Source organism: Flindersiella endophytica, assembly GCF_054779015.1.
In genome coordinates, this window is record NZ_BAAGYY010000042.1 from 104,868 (window position 1) to 122,609 (window position 17,742).

Annotated in this window: 14 protein-coding genes and 1 tRNA gene; 7 read left to right on the forward strand and 8 right to left on the reverse strand. The window is 70.2% G+C overall.

Features of this window, described 5'->3' with window-relative positions:
• Positions 1-64 precede the first annotated feature (64 nt).
• Positions 65-1,261: a KAP family P-loop NTPase fold protein gene (locus tag ACYVF6_RS42715; RefSeq protein ID WP_460531609.1), complete on the forward strand. Its 1,197-nt coding sequence runs from the start codon at positions 65-67 to the stop codon at positions 1,259-1,261.
• Positions 1,254-3,044, forward strand: a complete 1,791-nt coding sequence (locus tag ACYVF6_RS42720) for an Hsp70 family protein (RefSeq protein ID WP_460531612.1) — start codon at positions 1,254-1,256, stop codon at positions 3,042-3,044. Before ACYVF6_RS42715 ends, ACYVF6_RS42720 begins: the two co-directional genes overlap by 8 nt.
• Positions 3,045-3,220: 176 nt before the next feature.
• Here the strand turns inward: ACYVF6_RS42720 and ACYVF6_RS42725 are convergent, their stop codons facing one another.
• From ACYVF6_RS42725 to thiE, 6 genes are all read right to left on the reverse strand, one after another.
• A complete protein-coding gene (locus ACYVF6_RS42725; RefSeq protein WP_460531615.1) occupies positions 3,221-5,299 on the reverse strand; it encodes a S9 family peptidase in 2,079 nt (692 codons plus the stop codon).
• Positions 5,300-5,362: 63 nt separating this feature from the next.
• Positions 5,363-7,162 (reverse strand): hypothetical protein, encoded by a 1,800-nt coding sequence (locus tag ACYVF6_RS42730; RefSeq protein WP_460531618.1) that lies wholly within the window; start codon positions 7,160-7,162, stop codon positions 5,363-5,365.
• A 10-nt stretch (positions 7,163-7,172) separates the two neighbouring features.
• Entirely contained in the window at positions 7,173-9,035 is a 1,863-nt protein-coding gene (locus ACYVF6_RS42735; RefSeq protein ID WP_460531621.1) for a hypothetical protein, read from the reverse strand.
• A gap of 262 nt (positions 9,036-9,297) precedes the next feature.
• A complete protein-coding gene (locus ACYVF6_RS42740; RefSeq protein WP_460531624.1) occupies positions 9,298-9,717 on the reverse strand; it encodes a hypothetical protein in 420 nt (139 codons plus the stop codon).
• Positions 9,718-10,077: 360 nt separating this feature from the next.
• Positions 10,078-10,151, reverse strand: a tRNA-Pro gene (locus ACYVF6_RS42745).
• Positions 10,152-10,184: 33 nt separating this feature from the next.
• Positions 10,185-10,847 carry a thiamine phosphate synthase gene (gene thiE / locus ACYVF6_RS42750; protein WP_460531626.1) on the reverse strand — a complete coding sequence of 221 codons (663 nt, stop codon included), beginning with the start codon at positions 10,845-10,847 and terminating at the stop codon, positions 10,185-10,187.
• Positions 10,848-10,986: 139 nt separating this feature from the next.
• On the opposite strand from thiE, the gene thiO reads away from it, so the two are divergent.
• From thiO to ACYVF6_RS42775, 5 genes are all read left to right on the forward strand, one after another.
• A complete protein-coding gene (gene thiO / locus ACYVF6_RS42755; RefSeq protein WP_460531631.1) occupies positions 10,987-12,051 on the forward strand; it encodes a glycine oxidase ThiO in 1,065 nt (354 codons plus the stop codon).
• Positions 12,048-12,245, forward strand: coding sequence for a sulfur carrier protein ThiS (thiS, locus tag ACYVF6_RS42760; RefSeq protein WP_460531634.1), 198 nt, complete (start codon positions 12,048-12,050; stop codon positions 12,243-12,245). Before thiO ends, thiS begins: the two co-directional genes overlap by 4 nt.
• 8 nt (positions 12,246-12,253) lie before the next feature.
• Positions 12,254-13,012 (forward strand): thiazole synthase, encoded by a 759-nt coding sequence (gene thiG / locus ACYVF6_RS42765; RefSeq protein ID WP_460531637.1) that lies wholly within the window; start codon positions 12,254-12,256, stop codon positions 13,010-13,012.
• Between the two features lie 78 nt (positions 13,013-13,090).
• Positions 13,091-15,199 carry a right-handed parallel beta-helix repeat-containing protein gene (locus tag ACYVF6_RS42770; protein WP_460531640.1) on the forward strand — a complete coding sequence of 703 codons (2,109 nt, stop codon included), beginning with the start codon at positions 13,091-13,093 and terminating at the stop codon, positions 15,197-15,199.
• Positions 15,200-15,320: 121 nt separating this feature from the next.
• Positions 15,321-15,752, forward strand: coding sequence for a DinB family protein (locus ACYVF6_RS42775; protein WP_460531643.1), 432 nt, complete (start codon positions 15,321-15,323; stop codon positions 15,750-15,752).
• A gap of 32 nt (positions 15,753-15,784) precedes the next feature.
• Here ACYVF6_RS42775 and ACYVF6_RS42780 read toward each other — a convergent pair whose 3' ends face one another.
• Both ACYVF6_RS42780 and ACYVF6_RS42785 read right to left on the reverse strand, forming a co-directional pair.
• Positions 15,785-16,492, reverse strand: a complete 708-nt coding sequence (locus ACYVF6_RS42780; protein ID WP_460531645.1) for a hypothetical protein — start codon at positions 16,490-16,492, stop codon at positions 15,785-15,787.
• Positions 16,419-17,717: an MFS transporter gene (locus ACYVF6_RS42785; RefSeq protein ID WP_460531648.1), complete on the reverse strand. Its 1,299-nt coding sequence runs from the start codon at positions 17,715-17,717 to the stop codon at positions 16,419-16,421. Before ACYVF6_RS42785 ends, ACYVF6_RS42780 begins: the two co-directional genes overlap by 74 nt.
• Positions 17,718-17,742: the final 25 nt, after the last annotated feature.

Consider the following 17,742-nt stretch of genomic DNA (forward strand, 5'->3'; position numbering starts at 1 on the left):
CATCCGCGCCTAGGTGGATGTTGCCCACTTACACGTTGGTGGCCAAACGTCTGATAATGGCCGGATGATGCCGCTCACCGACAATCCCGTCACCGACCTGGACCAGGACACGTTCGGTTTCGCGCCGCACGTGAGGCAGCTCGACCAAGCCGTACGCAACGCCACGCCGCTGCCGTTGACCGTCGGGATCTTCGGCGGGTGGGGCACCGGCAAGTCCAGCTTCCTCGGCATGTGGCAGAACCTGCTACGCGCCAACGAGCCGGAGACGCCGACGATCTGGTTCAACCCCTGGAAGTACGACCAGAAGGTCGAGGTCTGGTCGGCTCTGCTGCACACCATGCTCGCCGAACTCGGCAAGCAGCCCAGCCTCGCCCAGCGCGCGACAAGACTCGCGAAATCCGCTACCTGGCTGTCGTTTCGGGCCGGACTCGGCAACGTCGCCTCGCTCGCGACCGCCGGCGTGATCGGCAAGGAGCAGATCAACACCCTGCTGGACGACTTCGCCAGGGACGACACGGAGCAGTACCACAGGATCAACCAGTTCGAGGACGACTTCGCCCGTCTGGTCGACGAAGCCGTCCCCGGCAACGGGCGGCTGTTCGTCTTCATCGACGACCTCGACCGGTGCACGCCGGACGCGGCCATCGCCGTACTCGAGTCGCTCAAGCTCTTCCTCGGCAACGCCCGCTGTGTCTTCGTGCTCGCGCTGGACTTCGACGTCCTGACCGCTGTGTCGACGAAGAAGTTCAGCGGCGCGCTGAGCAATGGAAGCGATGGCGCGACCGCCGGCCTCCACTATCTCGAGAAGATCGTGCAGCTGCCGTTCTTCCTGCCGGAGACAGGGTTTCCGGCCGTACGAACGATGCTGGCCGGCAGCGTCGGCGCACTCGCCGGCGCCGAACCGTTCTGGGAGATGCTGCGTGTCGGCCTCGGCACCAACCCACGCCGGCTCAAGCGGTTCGTCAACGTACTCAACCTCGCGATGGCCTACCAGCCGCCGCGGCAGAACGACGAGATCTTCCCGCTCCAGCTGACCAAGCTGCTGATCCTCCGCAACGAGCACCGCGAGTTCTTCCGCCGGCTCGTGCTCGACCACGACCATTGGCACAAGGCCGTCAGCTCACCGACCGGCCTCTTCTCCCCCGAGCTGCACCAGCTGCTGACGCTGCCGTATCCCGTTCCGCCCAACGCCACCGAAGTGGCCGAGCTGCTGGCCGCGCTCGGGCCGGTGCTCCCCGCCCTCGGAACGACCGATGGCTAACCCCCGGTACGCGATCGGGCTCGACCTCGGCGACGGCGAGAGCGCGATCGCCTGGTCCGACCGGGAAGGAACGGGGCAGGCCCGTGCGGCCGTAGGCCCCGATGCCTGGACAACAGCGCCCGGCCGGATCCGGGCGTACGCCAGGGCAGGCGACGAGACCAGTGTCGTCACCGCGATCGCCAGAGTGGGCAACGAAAGAGTGATCGGCGAGCGCGCCCTGCGCCTGCCCAACGCACGCGAGATCCTGACCAACTTCAAGACGATGCCGAGGCGCACCGGAGTCGGCCTGGTCGAGCCGCTCGACTCGGCGGAGTTCGCGTACTGGTTCGTCAAGGAGTTCGCCGAACAGCACCCGGACATCGCCGCGCCGGACAACTGTGTTCTCTACGTCGGCCATCCCGCCGGCTGGCCACCCGAAGCGGTTCGGATCTACGCGGAACAGCTCGAGGCCCGCCTGCGCCCGCTGGAGGTCCGGCTCGTACCGGAGTCGCAGTCGGCGTTCCTCCACGTACACGACGAAGCCGAGGTCGCGGTGGACGTCCGGCCGGTACTCGTGGTCGACATCGGTTCCTCCACCACCGACTTCACCCTCGTGACCGACGCGGGCGCGGACAACCTGCCGTTCGGCCAGGACCTCGGTTGCCGCGCCATCGACGAGGAGGTCATGGCCGCCGTGACCGCTGCTGTCCTCGACCCACACGATCGTCGCCGGCTCGGGCAGGACGACGAGAAGGCCTTGCTGCGTTGGCTTTGCCGTCGCCACAAGGAGGCCGCGTTCGCGGGAGTCCAGCTTCCGAAGCCGGAGCTCGAGGAACGCGGAGCCTGGGTGGTCGAGACCTGCTGGAACCGGCTGTCCGAGGTCGACGTAGCCGGACTGGCCGGCCGCCCCGATGGCTGGCGAGACAAAGCTCGCGTCGAGCTGGCCGCGGTGTGCGACCACCTCGGCCAGTCGCGGCGGCCGGCGCTGGTACTCACGACCGGCGGCGGTTCTCGCATGCCGTTCGTCCGTGATCTCTGTGTGGCAACGTTTCCGGACTCCCAGGTGGCTTCGATCGACCAGCCGTCGCTGGCGGTCGCGAAAGGGCTGGCGTCGTACGGACGCTGGCGGGCCCGGGTCGACGCGTTCCGCGAGGGCGTCAAGCGGCTGGCCGGCTCCGCCGCGCTCACCGACGTGCTCGAGGCCGGCATCGTCGAGTTCACGGCCCAGCTCTACCGTGCCTGGATCGACTGGAGCTTCGGCGCGGGCCGGGGCAGCTCGACCGGAACGCCGGACGACCTCGACGGTCTCAAACTGCGCCAAGGGCTGTTCCTCGACTGGTTGACGACACCGGAGGGCAAGCAGACCCGCGACCGGATCTTCTGCCCGTTCGAGCTGAAACTCGACAACGCCATCGCGCCCGAGGCCGAGGCGCTGTGCACAGCCGCTGGGCTGCCGAGCTCGGCGCTGTCGACCAGGATCGTGCTCCCGCCGGACGTCTTCGTGCTGCCGCAGGGCGTGATGCAGCACCTCAACACGTTCATCGAACGGGTCGTCGACCCGATCTTCGACCCGGCCATGGACAAGCTCGACGAGACCGCGGTGGGCCGGGCGGTCGCGAAGTTCTCGGACTGGCTGCTCCCGCCCTCGCGGGAACGCCTGCTGGCTCAGGCGATCAGCGTCCCAGGGACCCGCTGGTTCAGGTTCACCGACGACGACAAGGCCAAGCTGGTCAAGGCGATCCAGGCGCAGGTGAGCGAGCAACTGCTCGAACGCTCGCGCGCCATCGAGCAGCTACTCGCCTAGACGATCTATTCCAAGGGGTCGCCGGTCAAGCGCGCGGCGCATGGCGCCGCGCTGGCAAGGCGGAGGAGGAGCCAGGAGGGGCCTCCGGCGATCGACGACAACGCAGCCAGCGTGGATGCCAGGCGTCGCGCGTCAGGCGACCCCTTGGAATAGATCGTCTAGGCCGACACCGGCACCTACGCCTGCTCGGCGAACGCCTGCCGGATGAACTCCACCTCGAGCTTGAACAGGTTCACGGTCAGCTCGTCGCGGGCGGTCAGGTGCGTGACACCGCCCAGCGGCAGTACGGTGTGCGGCTTCCCCGCGGCCACCAACGCCGACGACATCCGGAACGTGTGCGCGACCGACACGTTGTCGTCGGCGAGGCCGTGGATCAGCATCAGCGGTCGCCGCAGTTTCGGTGCGTCGCCGAGCAACGTGCAGGCGTCGTAGACGTCCGGGTACTCGTCCGGGTGGCCCAGATAGCGTTCCTGGAAATGCGTGTTGTAGAGCCGCTGGTCGATGTTCGGCGCGCCGGCCACCCCGACGTGGAACACGTCCGGTCGCCGCAGCACCGTCGCGGTGGCGAGCGTTCCGCCGTACGACCAGCCGCGGATCGCCACCCGGCCGAGGTCGAGGTCGGGGTAGACGTCCGCGACGCCCTGCAGCGCGATGACCTGGTCCTCGACCGCGAGGTCGATCTTGTTCTGGTAGATCAGCCGGTCCCAGCGCGGACCGCGTCCAGGCGTCCCGCGTCCGTCTGCGATGACGACCGCGAAGCCCTGGTCTGCGAACCACTGCGAGACGAGGTAGGCCTGCCGGGTGGCCAGCACGCGCTGGCCGGCCGGTCCGCCGTACGGGTCGAGCAGCACCGGCAGCTTGCCGGACCCGTGAACGTGTCCCTGCGGAAACAGCACCGCGGTTCGCAGCTCGAGCTCGCCGCAGCGGACGAACTCCACGTGCGGCGTGATGAGTGGCGCCTCCGCGCGGGACTCGATCGTGACGGGCGCGCGGCCGGGTCGCGTCGCCCCCACATGCGTGCCAGGCTGCCCGAGCGTGTTGGACGAGACGACCAGGGTGCCGCCGGCCAGCTGGCCGGAGTGGACGCCCGCCACCTCGGTCACCCGGCTGAGCCCGCCGGTCGGCGACCAGGTCCACAGGTGGACCTCGGTCGGCTCGTCGGACGCGCGGAACAGCACCGTCTCGCCGTCGACGCTCTCGATCCCGCGCACCTGCAGGCCTACAGGGGTGACGATCGTGTCGCCCACCAGCAGGTGCCTGGTCTCGCCTTCCTCGACGGTCCAGACCAGTGCACCGCTCGAGGTGAACGCGGGCGTGCCCGGAACGACCGGAACCCAGCACGGATCGTGGTCCTCACGCAGCACAGTGGTGGCACCGGTTGCCGGATCGACGTCGAGCACGCGCAACACCGACTGCGCGCGGTTCTGCACCGCGATCCGCAAGCCCGCCTTGCTCCAGCCGACCGCGACGACGTACTCGTAGCCGGTGCGGTCGAAGTCGACCTCGACCCGCGAACCGTCGAGACCGAGAATCCACAACGACACTTCGGCATTCGGCCTGCCGGCGGCCGGATAGCGCACCGCTCGCGGCTCGGCTCCCGGATTGGCCGGGTCGCTGATGTACCAGCGGCCAACAGCGCTCTCGTCGACCCGGGCGATGACCAGCCGGTCGCGGTCGGGCGACCACCAGAAGCCACGGGTGCGGCCGAGCTCCTCCCCCGCGACGTGCTCGGCCAGACCGTACGTCACGTCCGGCGCCTCCGGCGCGGCGAGCACGCGGTCGCCGCCACGCTCGACGTCGACGACGTGCAGCGAGCCTTCGGACACGTACGCGATCGCGGTGCCGCCCGGATCGAGCCGCGGATCGACGACCTGGCCGGACACCGGCGGCTGCCGGACGTCGCCGCTCTCCAGGTCGGCGATCCACAGCGACCCGCCGAGGACGAACGTCGCGAGCCGCACGGCCCGGTCGGTGGCGTACGTCGTGATACCCGCGCCCGGGTCGCGAGCGCGCTCGCGGCGGGCGCGTTCCTCCGCGGTGACGGCCTGCTCGTCGCTGCCCCGTGTGGCCGGATCCACCACCAGCGTCTCGGTCGCGCTGTCGAGATCCAGCGTCCACAACGCTTGCACCGGATCGTTGCCACCGGACCTGATGAAGACCACCCGGCTGCCGTCGGGCGTGATCGTGAACTGCTTCGGCACGCCGCTGCTGAACCTGCGGGTGCGTGCGTACTGTCTCGGAAACTCGTCGCTCACCCTTGGGTTACTACCACAGCTCGCCCGTTCGCGTCCGGTCCGGATCTACGGCGAACCCTGGAGTCAGGGTGCCAGAGGTCCGCTCGCGGGCACGACCGTTCCGCCGCGCAACCAGCCCTGGTCGTTCTCGTGGTGCTGGAACTGCTTGGGCAGGAACGCCAGACGAGAGGCGGTGTAGAGCCTGGCCGGGCGGTCCGGTCGCTCGGCGAGCCAGGCCTGGAGGCCCACCGCCGACGGCGCCTCGCCGGGAAACGCCTCGCGTACGAGCGCGGCGTACGTGCTCGGCTCCCGGGCATGCGGGTCGAAGCGCAACGGCAGCAGCACGCTGGCCGCCGAGCCGACGACCGGGTCGGTCAGCAGCCAGGGCGCGAGGTAGATGCCGTACGGGAAGGTCGACGTGCGGTCCTGCCGAGCGCTCACCTCCGCCAGCCGTACGGCCGCGGGTGACCAGCCGGTGAGGACGATCAGCGCGTCGCCCCGCGTTCCGGACGTGCGCACCGCGACGTGGGCACGGGCCAGTGCGGCCCGCACCGCCTGCCCGGCCAGCTGCGAGCGCGGCGAGTCGTCGGCCAGCAGGACGACGGACCTGACCTTGCGAGTGACCAGCTGGGCCGCCATGCCACGTACGGCGGCGGCGTCCGGCGGGTCGAGGCGATCGGCCGGGCAGGCGAGCGGCTGCGGTGGCTGTGCACCGGCCAGCAGGCGACCGAGTACGGCGCTCGCGCACTCGGGACCGTCCGGGCCGGTCGCGCCGGCCGGGGCACGTCCCTGCCGGCCGGCGTCGAGGACGAGCTTGGTGGTCTCGCCGTTCCGGCGGAGCAGCAGTGTGCTCCGGCCGGCCGGCAGGTCGACCGTCACCCAGGCACCGTTCGACCCGGCTCGGGTCGCCGCCTGCCGCAGCGCGCCGGTGTCGAGCCCGGCAGCGACCGACGCCGGGTCCGATCCGCCAATGTGCACGAGGTTTCTGCCCGGTCGATGCGGCGTGACGAGGACGGGCGTCCGGACGCCCGCGAGGTCGACCTGGCGGAACAGCGGTACGCCGGGATCGGCGGCGACGACCGGGACGGCCGCCAGCGCGGTGCCCGCGACCAGCGCACCGGTCAGGCTGATCGCGGCGAAGCGGACGGCGTGCACGGGTGCTGCCCGGCGGCGGAACAGGTAGACGCCGAGCCCGGCGAGTACGACGACGATCGCGCACTTGACCAGCACGATGCGACCGAACCCCGACGTGAGCAACCGCTCGTCGAGTCGCAGGCCGGACAGCTGTGCCGACAGGACTCCCGTACCGGCGACGACGATCGCGGCTCCGGCGGCGTACGGCAGCAGGCGTTTCGCCAGCCGGCCGCGCTCCTTCGCAGTCGCCGCCGCGACCACTGCCGTGGCGCCGATCCACGCCACGGCGCCGACCACGTGCGCGACACCGGCTCCGCGCGCGAGTCCCTCGTACGCGAAGGCGGCCTCGAAGCCGAGCAACCCGGTCAGCAGCAGGCCCGCCGCGCACGCCAACCGCACCTCCTGCAGGAGAAGCGGCACCGCGACGGTGAGGGCGAGGTGGAGGAACAGCACGAACAGCCGCAGATCCGTGCGGTTGAAGCCGGGCAGCCCGGCCACGACCGCCAGGCCGGCTGCGATGCCCGCCGGCAGGCGCAGCCGCCCGGCCGGCGACTTCGTGAACGGCGCGAAGACGCCGATGCCCGCGACGACCACACCGGCCGTGAGCAGGACAATCCGTACGACCAGCTGGTCGACGCCGGAGTCCGCGGCCTGGTCGTGATGGCTCGTGCCGTTCGCCCAAGCGGGGTTGGCGAAAAGTGGAGAGAGCAGGGTGGCGGCCCCAGTGACGAGCACTGCGACGACCGCCACCCCTGGCCTCCTAGCGGAGATCCTCATCAGCCACGACGAACAGTTGCGAGTGTGGCTTGGCGTTGCCGAAGTCGCCGTGTGGCCACGACTTGCGGTTGAAGCTCACGCCAACCGTGCCTTCGTTCTCGTCGATGAACGAGGTGTCGAACGACAGCTTGCCGTCCGGGCTCACATCGGCGATGTAGACCTTGTGGTTGCCGTCGATGCCGGTGCGGGCGACGAAATAGTCGGAGACCGCGATCCGGCGTACGTCGGTCGTCTCGTGGTAGAAGCCGTCCGCGCCGAGCTCGAAGTTGTCCAGCGCGCCCCAGTGCGGGCCGCCCGCGGTCACGTCGGGAAACTCCAGGACGCCTGCCAGGCTTGGGCAGTCGGCCTCGGCTCCACCGTTCTTGACCTCCTGGATGGTGTCGATCTCGCACGTCGGGTCGCCGCCGGACGCGAGGAGCTTCTCGATGTTCAGCGAGTAGACGATCTTGGGCGTACCCGGGTCGTCGGCGCCGGTCGAGCCCTCGTTGCGGCCGATCACGGCGTGGTAGAGGTACTTGTCGTCGAGGCTGGTCTGCACCCAGCCACCGCCGGCGCAGGCGCCGCCTTCGGTGACCGTCGGATCGACCTCGTACGCCGCTTTCGTACCGTCGAAGACCTCACGCCATTTCGGCGTCGGGTCGGTGATGTCCGGCGTGTAGTAGATCGCACCACCACACATCGACTCGGCGAACGCGCCCTTGTGCCGCGGCAGGTTCGTCACCGTGGTCTCCATGACGGCCATGTTCTCTTCGTGCGCGGGGTTCTTCTCCTTGCGCGGGCCGTCCGGCAGGATCGTCGAGGAGACGAGCTTGGCCCGGTTGCGGCCGGAGATGTCGAAGATGCGAATCGTCGGGCGTGCGATGTGAGGTGACAACGGCTTCACCGGGTCGAGGATGATGTTCCTCGGCTCGGCGTAGTCGCTTGCCACCATGCGGTCGAGGTCCTCGCGTACCTGGATGCCGTGCGGGTTGGCGCAGGTCGGCAACGACAGGGCGGGGATGTTGACGCAGTACTTCGCGTCCTCTGCCTCGAGCAGTGGCAGCGCGGCAGGCATCTCGGAGAGCGTCTTGCCGTGGCGGTCGATGCGTACGATCTCGCCGGGCGAGCCGGCGAATCCGTTGCCGCTGCGGACCGAACCGTCGCTGTAGAGGCACGGACCTGGTACGTCGGGCCCACCCATGTAGGTGCCGTAGGCCGTGCCGTCGTTCAGCACCCAGTAGGCGTCAGGCACCGAGCCGCACAAGGTGTCGGTCGGCAGGTTGATGCCTTCCAGGCTGAGCTCGGGCAGCTTCTTGACGTCGAAGACGTATGTCGTGTCGGTGAACAGGCCACCGGCGTAGATCCGGTCGCCCTTGTGCCAGATGTACTGCATGTGGTGCGGTTCGTTCTCCACCAACGGGCCGACGATGGCGGTGTTGACCACCTTGCCGTACGTCGGTGAGCCCTTGGTGGCGTCGATGACCGCCAGGAAGTCCGGTCCGGGCAACGGATCGGCGAGGTTGCCGAGTGTCTTGGCGGGATCGGCCAGGCTCAGGTCGCCCGGCAGCCGCTTGGCGTCGCGTACGGCGGTGTCGGCGACGTTCTCGTCGCCGGCCCAGACCAGCAGCCATTCGTGGCGCCGGCCGGTGTCCTGGATTTGGGTGAGCAGGTCCTTTCGTACGTGGTTGGTGACGGTGTAGTTCTGGCCGTCCGAACCGGAGGCCGTAGATGTGAAAACGTCGATGTCCCCCCGCCCGTCTTTGGGCAGGGCTTGCTGGACTGCGGGTGTCGAGATAAAGGCGATCGGCGCCGCGACGCCGAGCACACCGGCGATCGTTCGTCGGTGGACTGCCCTGATGAAGGACATGAGCCCCTCCGCTGAAGAGGTGGAGTAAAGCGCGCGAAACTTCAGTGGCGCAGGAGAATTGCGTCGTGCGAGCCGAGCTCAGCGACGCGTACAGAGGCCGCTTGCGAGCCGGCCGAGATCCACATGCAGGCGACTAACCAGAAGAAATCGTCGCTCCATATGAGCGAACATGTCCGATAGATAAGGACACGTCAAGGCCTGTGACGATCTTGTCTCGTATACCGGACACAGTGTATAAGCCTGGTATACCCGGTGTGAACGATTATGGGCAAACGCCCCCGTAGACCGGCAGACCCGACCAGGCGAAGAACCCGCTGGCCACCGCGGGAAGCATCAGGCTCGCAAGCACTCCGACGGCGAGGACCACGACCAGACGGCGGCGGGTGGCGAGCGCCAGCACGAACGCGGGAGCGGTGACGAGTGCGGTCTGCACCAGCCAGAGGACGGGGAACGCCGACAGCAGCAGGAAGAGCGCGTAGGAGGGCGCGGCCGAGCCGCCGCACTCGAGGTGGGTGAGGAACGCGCCTTCGATCTCGGCGAGCGATGCCGCGGCCGCGAGGGCAGCAGCCGGAAAGGCCGGCAGCGCCACCATCCAGACCGCCATCCGACGCGGTGCCGTCGACGGCCGCGGCCACTGCGGGAGGTTACGCGGGCCGCGTTGCCGCACGTCGAAGCTGGTCATGCTTGGCATCGTGCACTGGCGAGAGGCTCGAACCGGCGTTCTCGACAGCATCTTCACAACACCTGCCGGAGAGCTTCCCGAAGCCACCACAAACCGCGGGGGTCCGGGGGTCGTCCCCCGGTGAAACGACGAAGGAGAGTGGCTCGCGCCTTCGGCGAGCACACGCGCAGAGCCACGGTTGCCGCGGGGGTCCGGGGGTCGTCCCCCGGGGTAAACGACGAAGGAGAGTGGCTCGCGCTTCTTGCGAGCACACGCGCAGAGCCACGGTTGCCGCGGGGGTCCGGGGGTCGTCCCCCGGGGTAAACGACGAAGGAGAGTGGCTCGCGCTTTCTTGCGAGCACACTCTCCTTGTCTCCGTAGTCGGGCTGGCGGGATTTGAACCCACGGCCCCCTGACCCCCAGTCAGGTGCGCTACCAAACTGCGCCACAGCCCGTACCGATCCCCATGAAGGAGGACCGAGGAAACCTTAGCGTAGCCCGGTTGCCAGGGCGGACGCGGCTCGGCTCGGGTCGTCGGCGTCGGTGATCGCCCGCACGACGACCACGCGGGACGCGCCCGCCGCCGTGACCTCCGGCAGCCGGTCCAGGTCGATGCCGCCGATCGCGAACCACGGGCGCGAGGTGCCCAGCCCGGCGACGTATCGGACCAGGTCGAGCCCTGGCGCGGACCGTCCCGGCTTGGTCGGTGTCGGCCAGCACGGGCCGGCGCAGAAGTAGTCGACGCCCGGCTCGCTGGCAGCGGCCAGGGCCTGCGCCTCGTCGTGCGTCGAGCGCCCGATCACCATCTCCTCGCCGACGATCCGGCGGGCCCAGCGGACCGGCAGGTCGTCCTGCCCGAGATGGAGTACGTCGGCGTCGGCGGCCAGCGCGATGTCGGCCCGGTCGTTGACGGCGAGCAGCGCGTCGTGCCGGGCGCACGCCTCGGCGAGCACCGACAGCGTGGCCAGCTCCTGCTTGGCCTCGAGCGCCTCGCCGCCCTTGTCGCGTACCTGGATCACGTCGACGCCGCCGCTCAGCGCGGCCTCGGCGAACTCGGCGAGATCTCCGCGATCGCGGCGCGCGTCGGTGCAGAGATACAACCGCGCGGACGCGAGCCGGATCCGGATCTGGTCACCGCTCAGTCCTGGCACGTCGTTCACGCTACAAGACCGCGCTACGGTGGATGCCGGTTGACACGGGAGTCCGGAGGCACGCCGGGCTGAGAGGGAGCCACGACCGGCTCCGACCGTCGAACCTGACCCGGATCATGCCGGCGCAGGGAGAGCGCGAATGACCACATCGATCTCCGGCAGCACCGTCGCTGTCGTCGGGGCAGGCGTGATCGGCCTGTCGGTCGCCTGGCGGGCGGCCACCGCCGGCCATCACGTCACGTTGATCGACCCCGCACCGGCGTCCGGTGCCTCCTGGGTGGCCGGCGGCATGCTCGCGCCGGTCTCGGAGGCCTGGCACGGCGAGGAGGACCTGCTGGCGCTCGGCGTGGCCGCGCTGGAACACTGGCCCGGCTTCGCCGAGCAGCTGCGCGAGGTCACCGGCACCGAGCCAGGCCTGCGTACGGACGGCACCATCGTCGTCGCCGTCGACAGCGCCGACCTGACCCAGCTCGACGAGCTCGCCGGCCACCTCGGCAAGCTCGGCCACCACGCCGACCACAAGACCTCCCGTGAGCTGCGCAGTCTGGAGCCCACGCTGGGTCCGGCCGTACGCGGCGGGCTCTGGCTCCCCCACGACCTCTCGGTCGACAACCGTGCCCTGCTCGCGACGCTCCGGCAGGCCTGCGCCAAGACCGGAGTCGAGCTACGCGAGACGGCCGCCCACACCGTGTCGGCCGGGCGCGTCGACCTGGCCGACAGCACGACGATCCACTGCGGCCAATCCGTGATCGCGGCCGGCGCGTGGAGCGGCCAGCTCCACCCCGCACTCGCCGAACGCGTCCGCCCGGTGAAGGGCGAGATCCTCCGGCTGCGCGCCCGCCGCGGCTCGCTGCCGCCGCCCGTCACGACGGTCCGCGGCACGGTCGAGGGCCGTCCGGTCTACTTCGTCCCGCGCGGCGACGGTGAGGTCGTGCTCGGCGCCACGCAGTACGAAGCCGGCTTCGAGACCGGCGTCCGGGTCTCCGGCGTACGCGACCTGCTGCGTGACGGCGAGCGCGTGCTGCCGGGGATCTCGGAGTACGCCCTGGTCGAGAGCAACGCCGGCTTGCGCCCGGGCAGCCCCGACAACCTGCCGATCGTCGAACGGCTCGAGCCGGGGCTGGTCGCCGCGACCGGGCACTTCCGCAACGGCTTCCTGCTGGCACCGATCACCGCCGAGAAAGTCCTGGAGCTGCTGTCATGAACGTCACCGTCAACGGGACGACCCGCGAGCTGGCCGACGACGCGACCGTACGCGACGTGCTCGACCTGCTCGACGCGCCGCCGTCCGTCGCGGTCGCGGTCGACAACGCCGTCGTACCCCGTGCCGCCTGGTCCAGCCGGACCCTCGCAGACGGCTCGGTCGTCGAGATCCTGTCCGCCGTACAAGGAGGTTGACCGACACCATGGACGATCCGCTGGTGATCGCCGGCACCGAGCTGGGCTCACGGCTCATCATGGGCACGGGCGGCGCCGCGAACCTCGCGATCCTCGAGCGCGCGCTGGTCGCGTCCGGCACCGAGCTGACGACGGTCGCGATGCGCCGGGTCGACGCTTCCGGCGGGCCGGGCGTGCTCGATCTCCTGCGTAAGCTCGGCATCCGTCCGCTGCCCAACACCTCCGGCTGCCGGACGGCGGCGGAGGCCGTGCTGACGGCACAGCTGGCCCGCGAGGCCCTCGACACCACCTGGATCAAGGTCGAGGTCGTCCACGACGACCGGATGCTGCTTCCCGATCCGTTCGAGCTGCTGGACGCCTGCGAGCAACTGGTCGCTGACGGCTTCGACGTGCTTGCGTACACCAACGACGATCCAGTGCTGGCCCGCCGGCTCGAGGACGCCGGGTGCGTGGCGGTGATGCCGCTCGGCTCGCCGATCGGAACCGGCCTCGGCATCCGCAACCCGCACAACATCGAGCTGATCGTGGCGCACGCAGGCGTGCCCGTCGTGCTGGACGCTGGGATCGGCACTGCGTCCGACGCAGCGCAGGCGATGGAGCTCGGGTGCGCCGCGGTGATGCTGGCCACGCCGGTCACCCGCGCGCAGGATCCGGTCAAGATGGCCGCGGCGATGCGGGCCGCAGTCGAGGCCGGCCGGCTGGCGCGGCTGGCCGGCCGGATCCCGCAACGGTTCTGGGCGCAGGCCTCCAGCCCACCACGGGACTGATGACTGAAACTGGCCACGAACCGGCCGGCCGGGCTCAACCGCTTGATCGCAGGAAGAACTGCCACCTAGCGTGACCAGGTGAGCATCGCCCTTCCAGAGCTGGAGATCTTCGTCTCGCCAGGTGGATCTCCGTACGGCGACGGCAGCCCGGGCTATCCCGTGCGCGACCTGAACGCGGCCGTCGCGTACCTCCGCCGAGTCCGCACCCCTGGAACGCCGGCGATCGTGTGGATCGCGCCCGGCCGGTACCCCATGACCGAAGCACTGGAGCTCGGGCCGGACGACTCGTACACCACGTTCGCGGCGCTCGATCCCGACCGACGGCCGGTGTTCGACGGCGGCGTCCGGCTGACCTCGTGGGAGGAGATCGAGGTCGACGGGCGTACGGTCTGGGCGGCGCCGGCGCCCGCCGCCGAACACTGCGGGCGCTCGTTGTTCGTCGGCGGCCGGCGCTGCCCGCGGCCTCGGTGGCCGCGCGAAGGCTTCCTCCGGATCGCCGAGCAGCCCGGGCTCGACCTGAGCGCCGACATGGTGAGCACGTTGTTCGACGGGACCGACCGTTTCCGTTACGAGCAAGGCGATCTGCCCGAGCTCAGCGATCCGGGCGCGGTCGAGGTGGTGATCCCGCACTACTGGATCCAGGAGCGGATGCCGGTCGCGCGGATCGACGAGCAGTTCGTCCACTGCGAGTTGCGCAGCATCTTCTCGTTGCGCGACGACGCGGCCCGGCGGTTCGCGCGGTACTACCTGGAGAACGTGCGCGAGGCGTTCGGCTCGGTGCTCGGCGAGTGGTATCACGACCAGGCGGAGGGGCGGATCCTCTACGTGCCGTTGCCCGACGAGCAGATCGCCGGCTTCACCGCGACGGTGCCCGTACTCCCCCGGTTCGTCCGGGCGCGTTCGGTCCGCTCGGTGCGGTTCGAGGGGCTGGTGTTCCAGCACGCCGACTGGTCCCGGGCGCCTGGATCGCGGGCTCCGTTCGGGCACCGCGAGGACCCGCTGCTGCCGCGCGACGTGGAGTTCGCGGCGGCACCGCAGGCCGCGGCCGACGTCGGCGCGGCGCTGGAGTTCGCGGACGCGCGCGGCTGCTCGGTGGCGAGCTGCGTGGTCGAGCAGGTCGGCGGGTACGCCATCGACCTCGGCGACGGCTGCCGGCACAACCTGCTGAGCGGCAACCGGCTGTCCGACCTCGGCGCCGGCGGGGTGAAGATGGGCGGCTCGCCCGAGCCGTCCTCCGCGGAATTCACCTGTCGGAACGAGGTTTCCGACAACGAGATCGTCGCGGGCGGGCGGATGTACCCACAGTGTGTGGCCGTGCTGGTGCGGCACGCGGCCGACAACGTGCTCGCGCACAACCACATCCACGACTTCTTCTACACCGGCATCTCGTGCGGCTGGGTCTGGGGCTACGACGCCAGTCCGTCCAGCGGAAACCAGATCGTCGGCAACCACATCCACAACCTCGGGCAGGGGTTGCTGAACGACATGGGCGGCGTCTACCTGCTCGGCGTCGCGCCCGGAACCGTCGTACGCGGGAACCTGATCCACGACGTGTCGTGCGCCAACTACGGCGGCTGGGGCATCTATCTGGACGAGGGATCGTCGCACGTCGTGGTCGAGGGCAACGTGTGCCACGACCTGTCGAGCCAGTGCTTCCACCAGCACTACGGGCGGGAGAATCTCGTACGCCACAACGTGTTCGCGTACGGGCGGCAGGGTGCGGTGGCGATCACGCGGCCGGAGCCGCAGGTGGGCTTCACGTTCGAACGCAACGTCGTGCTGTGTGACGAGGGCGTTCCCGCGTTCAGCGGCGGGCCGGGCAAGGGCGACGTGAGGGGGTACGGCCTGGTGTCGGACCTCAACGTCTTCTGGGATGTGGGTGGGCCGGTGCGGGTGGCCGGCAACGGGAGGAAGGACGCCGACCTGCGCTGGTCGCTCGTCGAGGTGGTCGACGAGGACTGGCGAGCGCTCGGCCACGACCGGCACTCGGTGGTCGCCGACCCCTTGTTCGCCTCCGCTGCCGGGCGGGACTTCGGGCTGCCGGACGACTCGCCGGCGTTCGCGGTGGGGTTCGTGGCGCCGGACGTTTCCTCGGTCGGTCCACGGCGTGGCGCGGACCGGCCGCATCCGCTTTCCCGGGCTGTGCACGAGCTGGGGGTTCGGCCGTCGACGACCGCGGTCCGCTGAGCGTTTGCCGGTTCGGCAAGATTTCGTGCGTTCGAGGGCGGCTGCGGCGAGGGTACGACCCATGCCGACAACGCGCCGCCGTGATGCCCGACCTCCAGGCACGGGACCGGAAGAGGGGGCCGTGCTGCTGGGCTTCCTCGACTACCTGCGCGCCTCGGTGATCGCCAAGCTCGACGGTGTGCCGGAACCACAGCTTCGTACGCCCGGCGTGCCGTCGGGGACCAACCTGCTCGGGCTGGTCAAGCACCTCACGTACGTCGAGCGGCACTGGCTGCTCGGCGAACCGGTGGACGACTGGGCGGCGACGTTTCGGGCGGGCCGTTCCGAGAGCGTCGAGGAGGTCGTTCTGGCGTACCAGGAAACGAGCGCCCGCGCGAACGAGCTGATCGCCGGCTGCCCCGACCTCGCCGCGGCCGGACCGCGCCCAGGTGGGCGGCGCGGCCCGGCACCGGCCCTGCGCTGGACTCTCACCCATCTGATCGAGGAGACCGGCCGCCACGCCGGCCACGCCGACATCGTCCGCGAGCTCATCGACGGCGCGACCGGGCGCTGACCGGCTGCTGACCGGGCTGCTGACCAGGCTATTCAGAACGTTCCCCAGCCGACGCCGGCCCGGCCCTGGCGGTAGTAGACCTGGTAGCCGTTGCGGCGTGCCCAGATCTCGGCCGAACGCCGGAGCGCGGCGGAGCCGGCGTTGAGGTAGTCGACGGCCATGTGCTGGTCGCCGTAGGCGAACAGCACCTGCTCCAGTCGTTCCTCCGACCCGGGCATGCCGATCTTGATGGCGAGCACCAGCAGCCTGCGGCGCCTGCCGTATCGCTGCATCAGGCGTACCAAGGCGGGATTGAAGATCCGGGGCGCGTGCTCCTGGAGGCGGTCGTAGATCGGCCTGGCCGCGGCCGGATCGCGCCAGGTGCCGTGTGCGGCCAGGTATTCGGCACACTCGGCCAGCAGGCGCTCCGTGGCCGCCACGTCGGCCATCTCCGGTGGCGTGAGGCCTTCGTTGTTGCGCAGGTTGTCGTCCGCGCCGAACGCCCGCAGGTTGTCGATCGCGGCTTCCCTGCCGGTGTAGTAGGCGTAGTGCAGCACGGTGTTGCCCTGCTTGTCGGTCTGGTCGACCGGCGTACCGCTGTCGATGACCTGCCGTAGCAGCTCCACGCTGCCGGCAGCTTCGTGCAGGCGGCCGTAACGCCGCGTTCGTACCTTGCCGAGGCTCGCGTTACCCCCCACCAGCACGATCACCGCGGCCACCACCAGGAGCACGACGAGAACCACGAGGCCACCACTGTCCATGCCAGCTTTGTACGCGTGGTAGGCGGGGACCCCTCCCATCCGCGCGCCACGCGAGGTAAACCGGCACCGGCGACAGCGCGACCACCACCCCGGCGGCGAGGAGCGTCAGGCGCGGGCCGATCAGCTCGCCGAGCACGCCCCCGAGCATCGCCCCGACGGGGAACGGCGTCATGGTGGCGAAGCGCACGGTGGCGTTGACGCGGCCGAGCAGGTGCTCCGGGCAGAGCCGCTGGCGGAGGCTGACGCTCGTGATCGCGTAGACGACCTGGCCGAACTCGCCGGCCGCGATGCCGGCCACGGACAGAACGGCCGCCCAGCCGGGCCGGGCGAACGCCCCGAGCAGCGCGATGGGTCCCGTCACGGCGAGCGCCAGCCAGACGAGGGTGCTCTCGCCGAACCGCCTGGTGAGGCGTGGCGTCAGAGCGGCACCGGCCATCGCGGCGACCGATCCGAGGGCGAGCAGGCCGCCGAGCGCGGTCGGTGACAGGCGTACATCACGGACGAGGAACACGACGTTCACAGCCGAGGCGATCGCGAACGCGACGTTGCCGGCCGTACTGGTGAGGGCGGTGGCACGCAGCAGCCGATGGCCGGCGAGGAACCGGACGCCGGCTCTGATCTCGAGCCACAGTCCCGGCCGCGCCTGTCGCGGCGGTGCGTCCGGCTCGTTGGTGCGGATCGTGAGCAGAGAGATGGCAGACACCGCGAACGCGCAGGCCTGCACCAGCACGACGTTCGCGGCACCGATCAGAGTGACGAGCCAGCCGCCGAGGCCGGGTCCGGCGACCTGTCCCGTCGCACGGATCGCCTCCATGGCCGAGTTGCCTTCGACCAGCGCGCGCGTGCCGACGACCGTGGGCAGGTAGCTCTGGTAACCGATGTCGAAGAACACCCTGGCGACGCCGGCCAGCAACGAGACGACGATCAGGTGCCCGATCGATGGGACGCCGAGGATCGCGGCGAGCGGAATGCTTGCCAGCAAGGCGGTCCGGGCCAGGTCGGCGGCTATCAGGATCGGACGGCGGCGGTGGCGATCGATCCAGGCGCCGGCCGGCAGCCCGATGACCGCGAACGCGAGCGTGCCGGACGCCGTGAGGAGTCCGAGCTGCAGCGGGGACGCGTGCAGGGTGAGCACGGCCAGCAGCGGAATCGCGATAGCGCTGACCTGCGCGCCGAGCTGGCTGGCGGTCTGGCCGAACAGGAGAAGGCGAAAGTCGCCGGTCAACCTGGCCTCCGGTGAGCGAGTGGTG

Coding starts and splice junctions, on each gene's coding strand:
- thiG (WP_460531637.1), top strand. CDS start 12,254: ATGGACGATCCGCTGGTGATCGCCGGCACCGAGCTGGGCTCACGGCTC.
- ACYVF6_RS42720 (WP_460531612.1), top strand. CDS start 1,254: ATGGCTAACCCCCGGTACGCGATCGGGCTCGACCTCGGCGACGGCGAG.
- ACYVF6_RS42735 (WP_460531621.1), bottom strand. CDS start 9,035: ATGTCCTTCATCAGGGCAGTCCACCGACGAACGATCGCCGGTGTGCTC.
- thiS (WP_460531634.1), top strand. CDS start 12,048: ATGAACGTCACCGTCAACGGGACGACCCGCGAGCTGGCCGACGACGCG.
- ACYVF6_RS42780 (WP_460531645.1), bottom strand. CDS start 16,492: ATGGACAGTGGTGGCCTCGTGGTTCTCGTCGTGCTCCTGGTGGTGGCC.
- thiO (WP_460531631.1), top strand. CDS start 10,987: ATGACCACATCGATCTCCGGCAGCACCGTCGCTGTCGTCGGGGCAGGC.
- ACYVF6_RS42740 (WP_460531624.1), bottom strand. CDS start 9,717: ATGACCAGCTTCGACGTGCGGCAACGCGGCCCGCGTAACCTCCCGCAG.
- ACYVF6_RS42715 (WP_460531609.1), top strand. CDS start 65: ATGATGCCGCTCACCGACAATCCCGTCACCGACCTGGACCAGGACACG.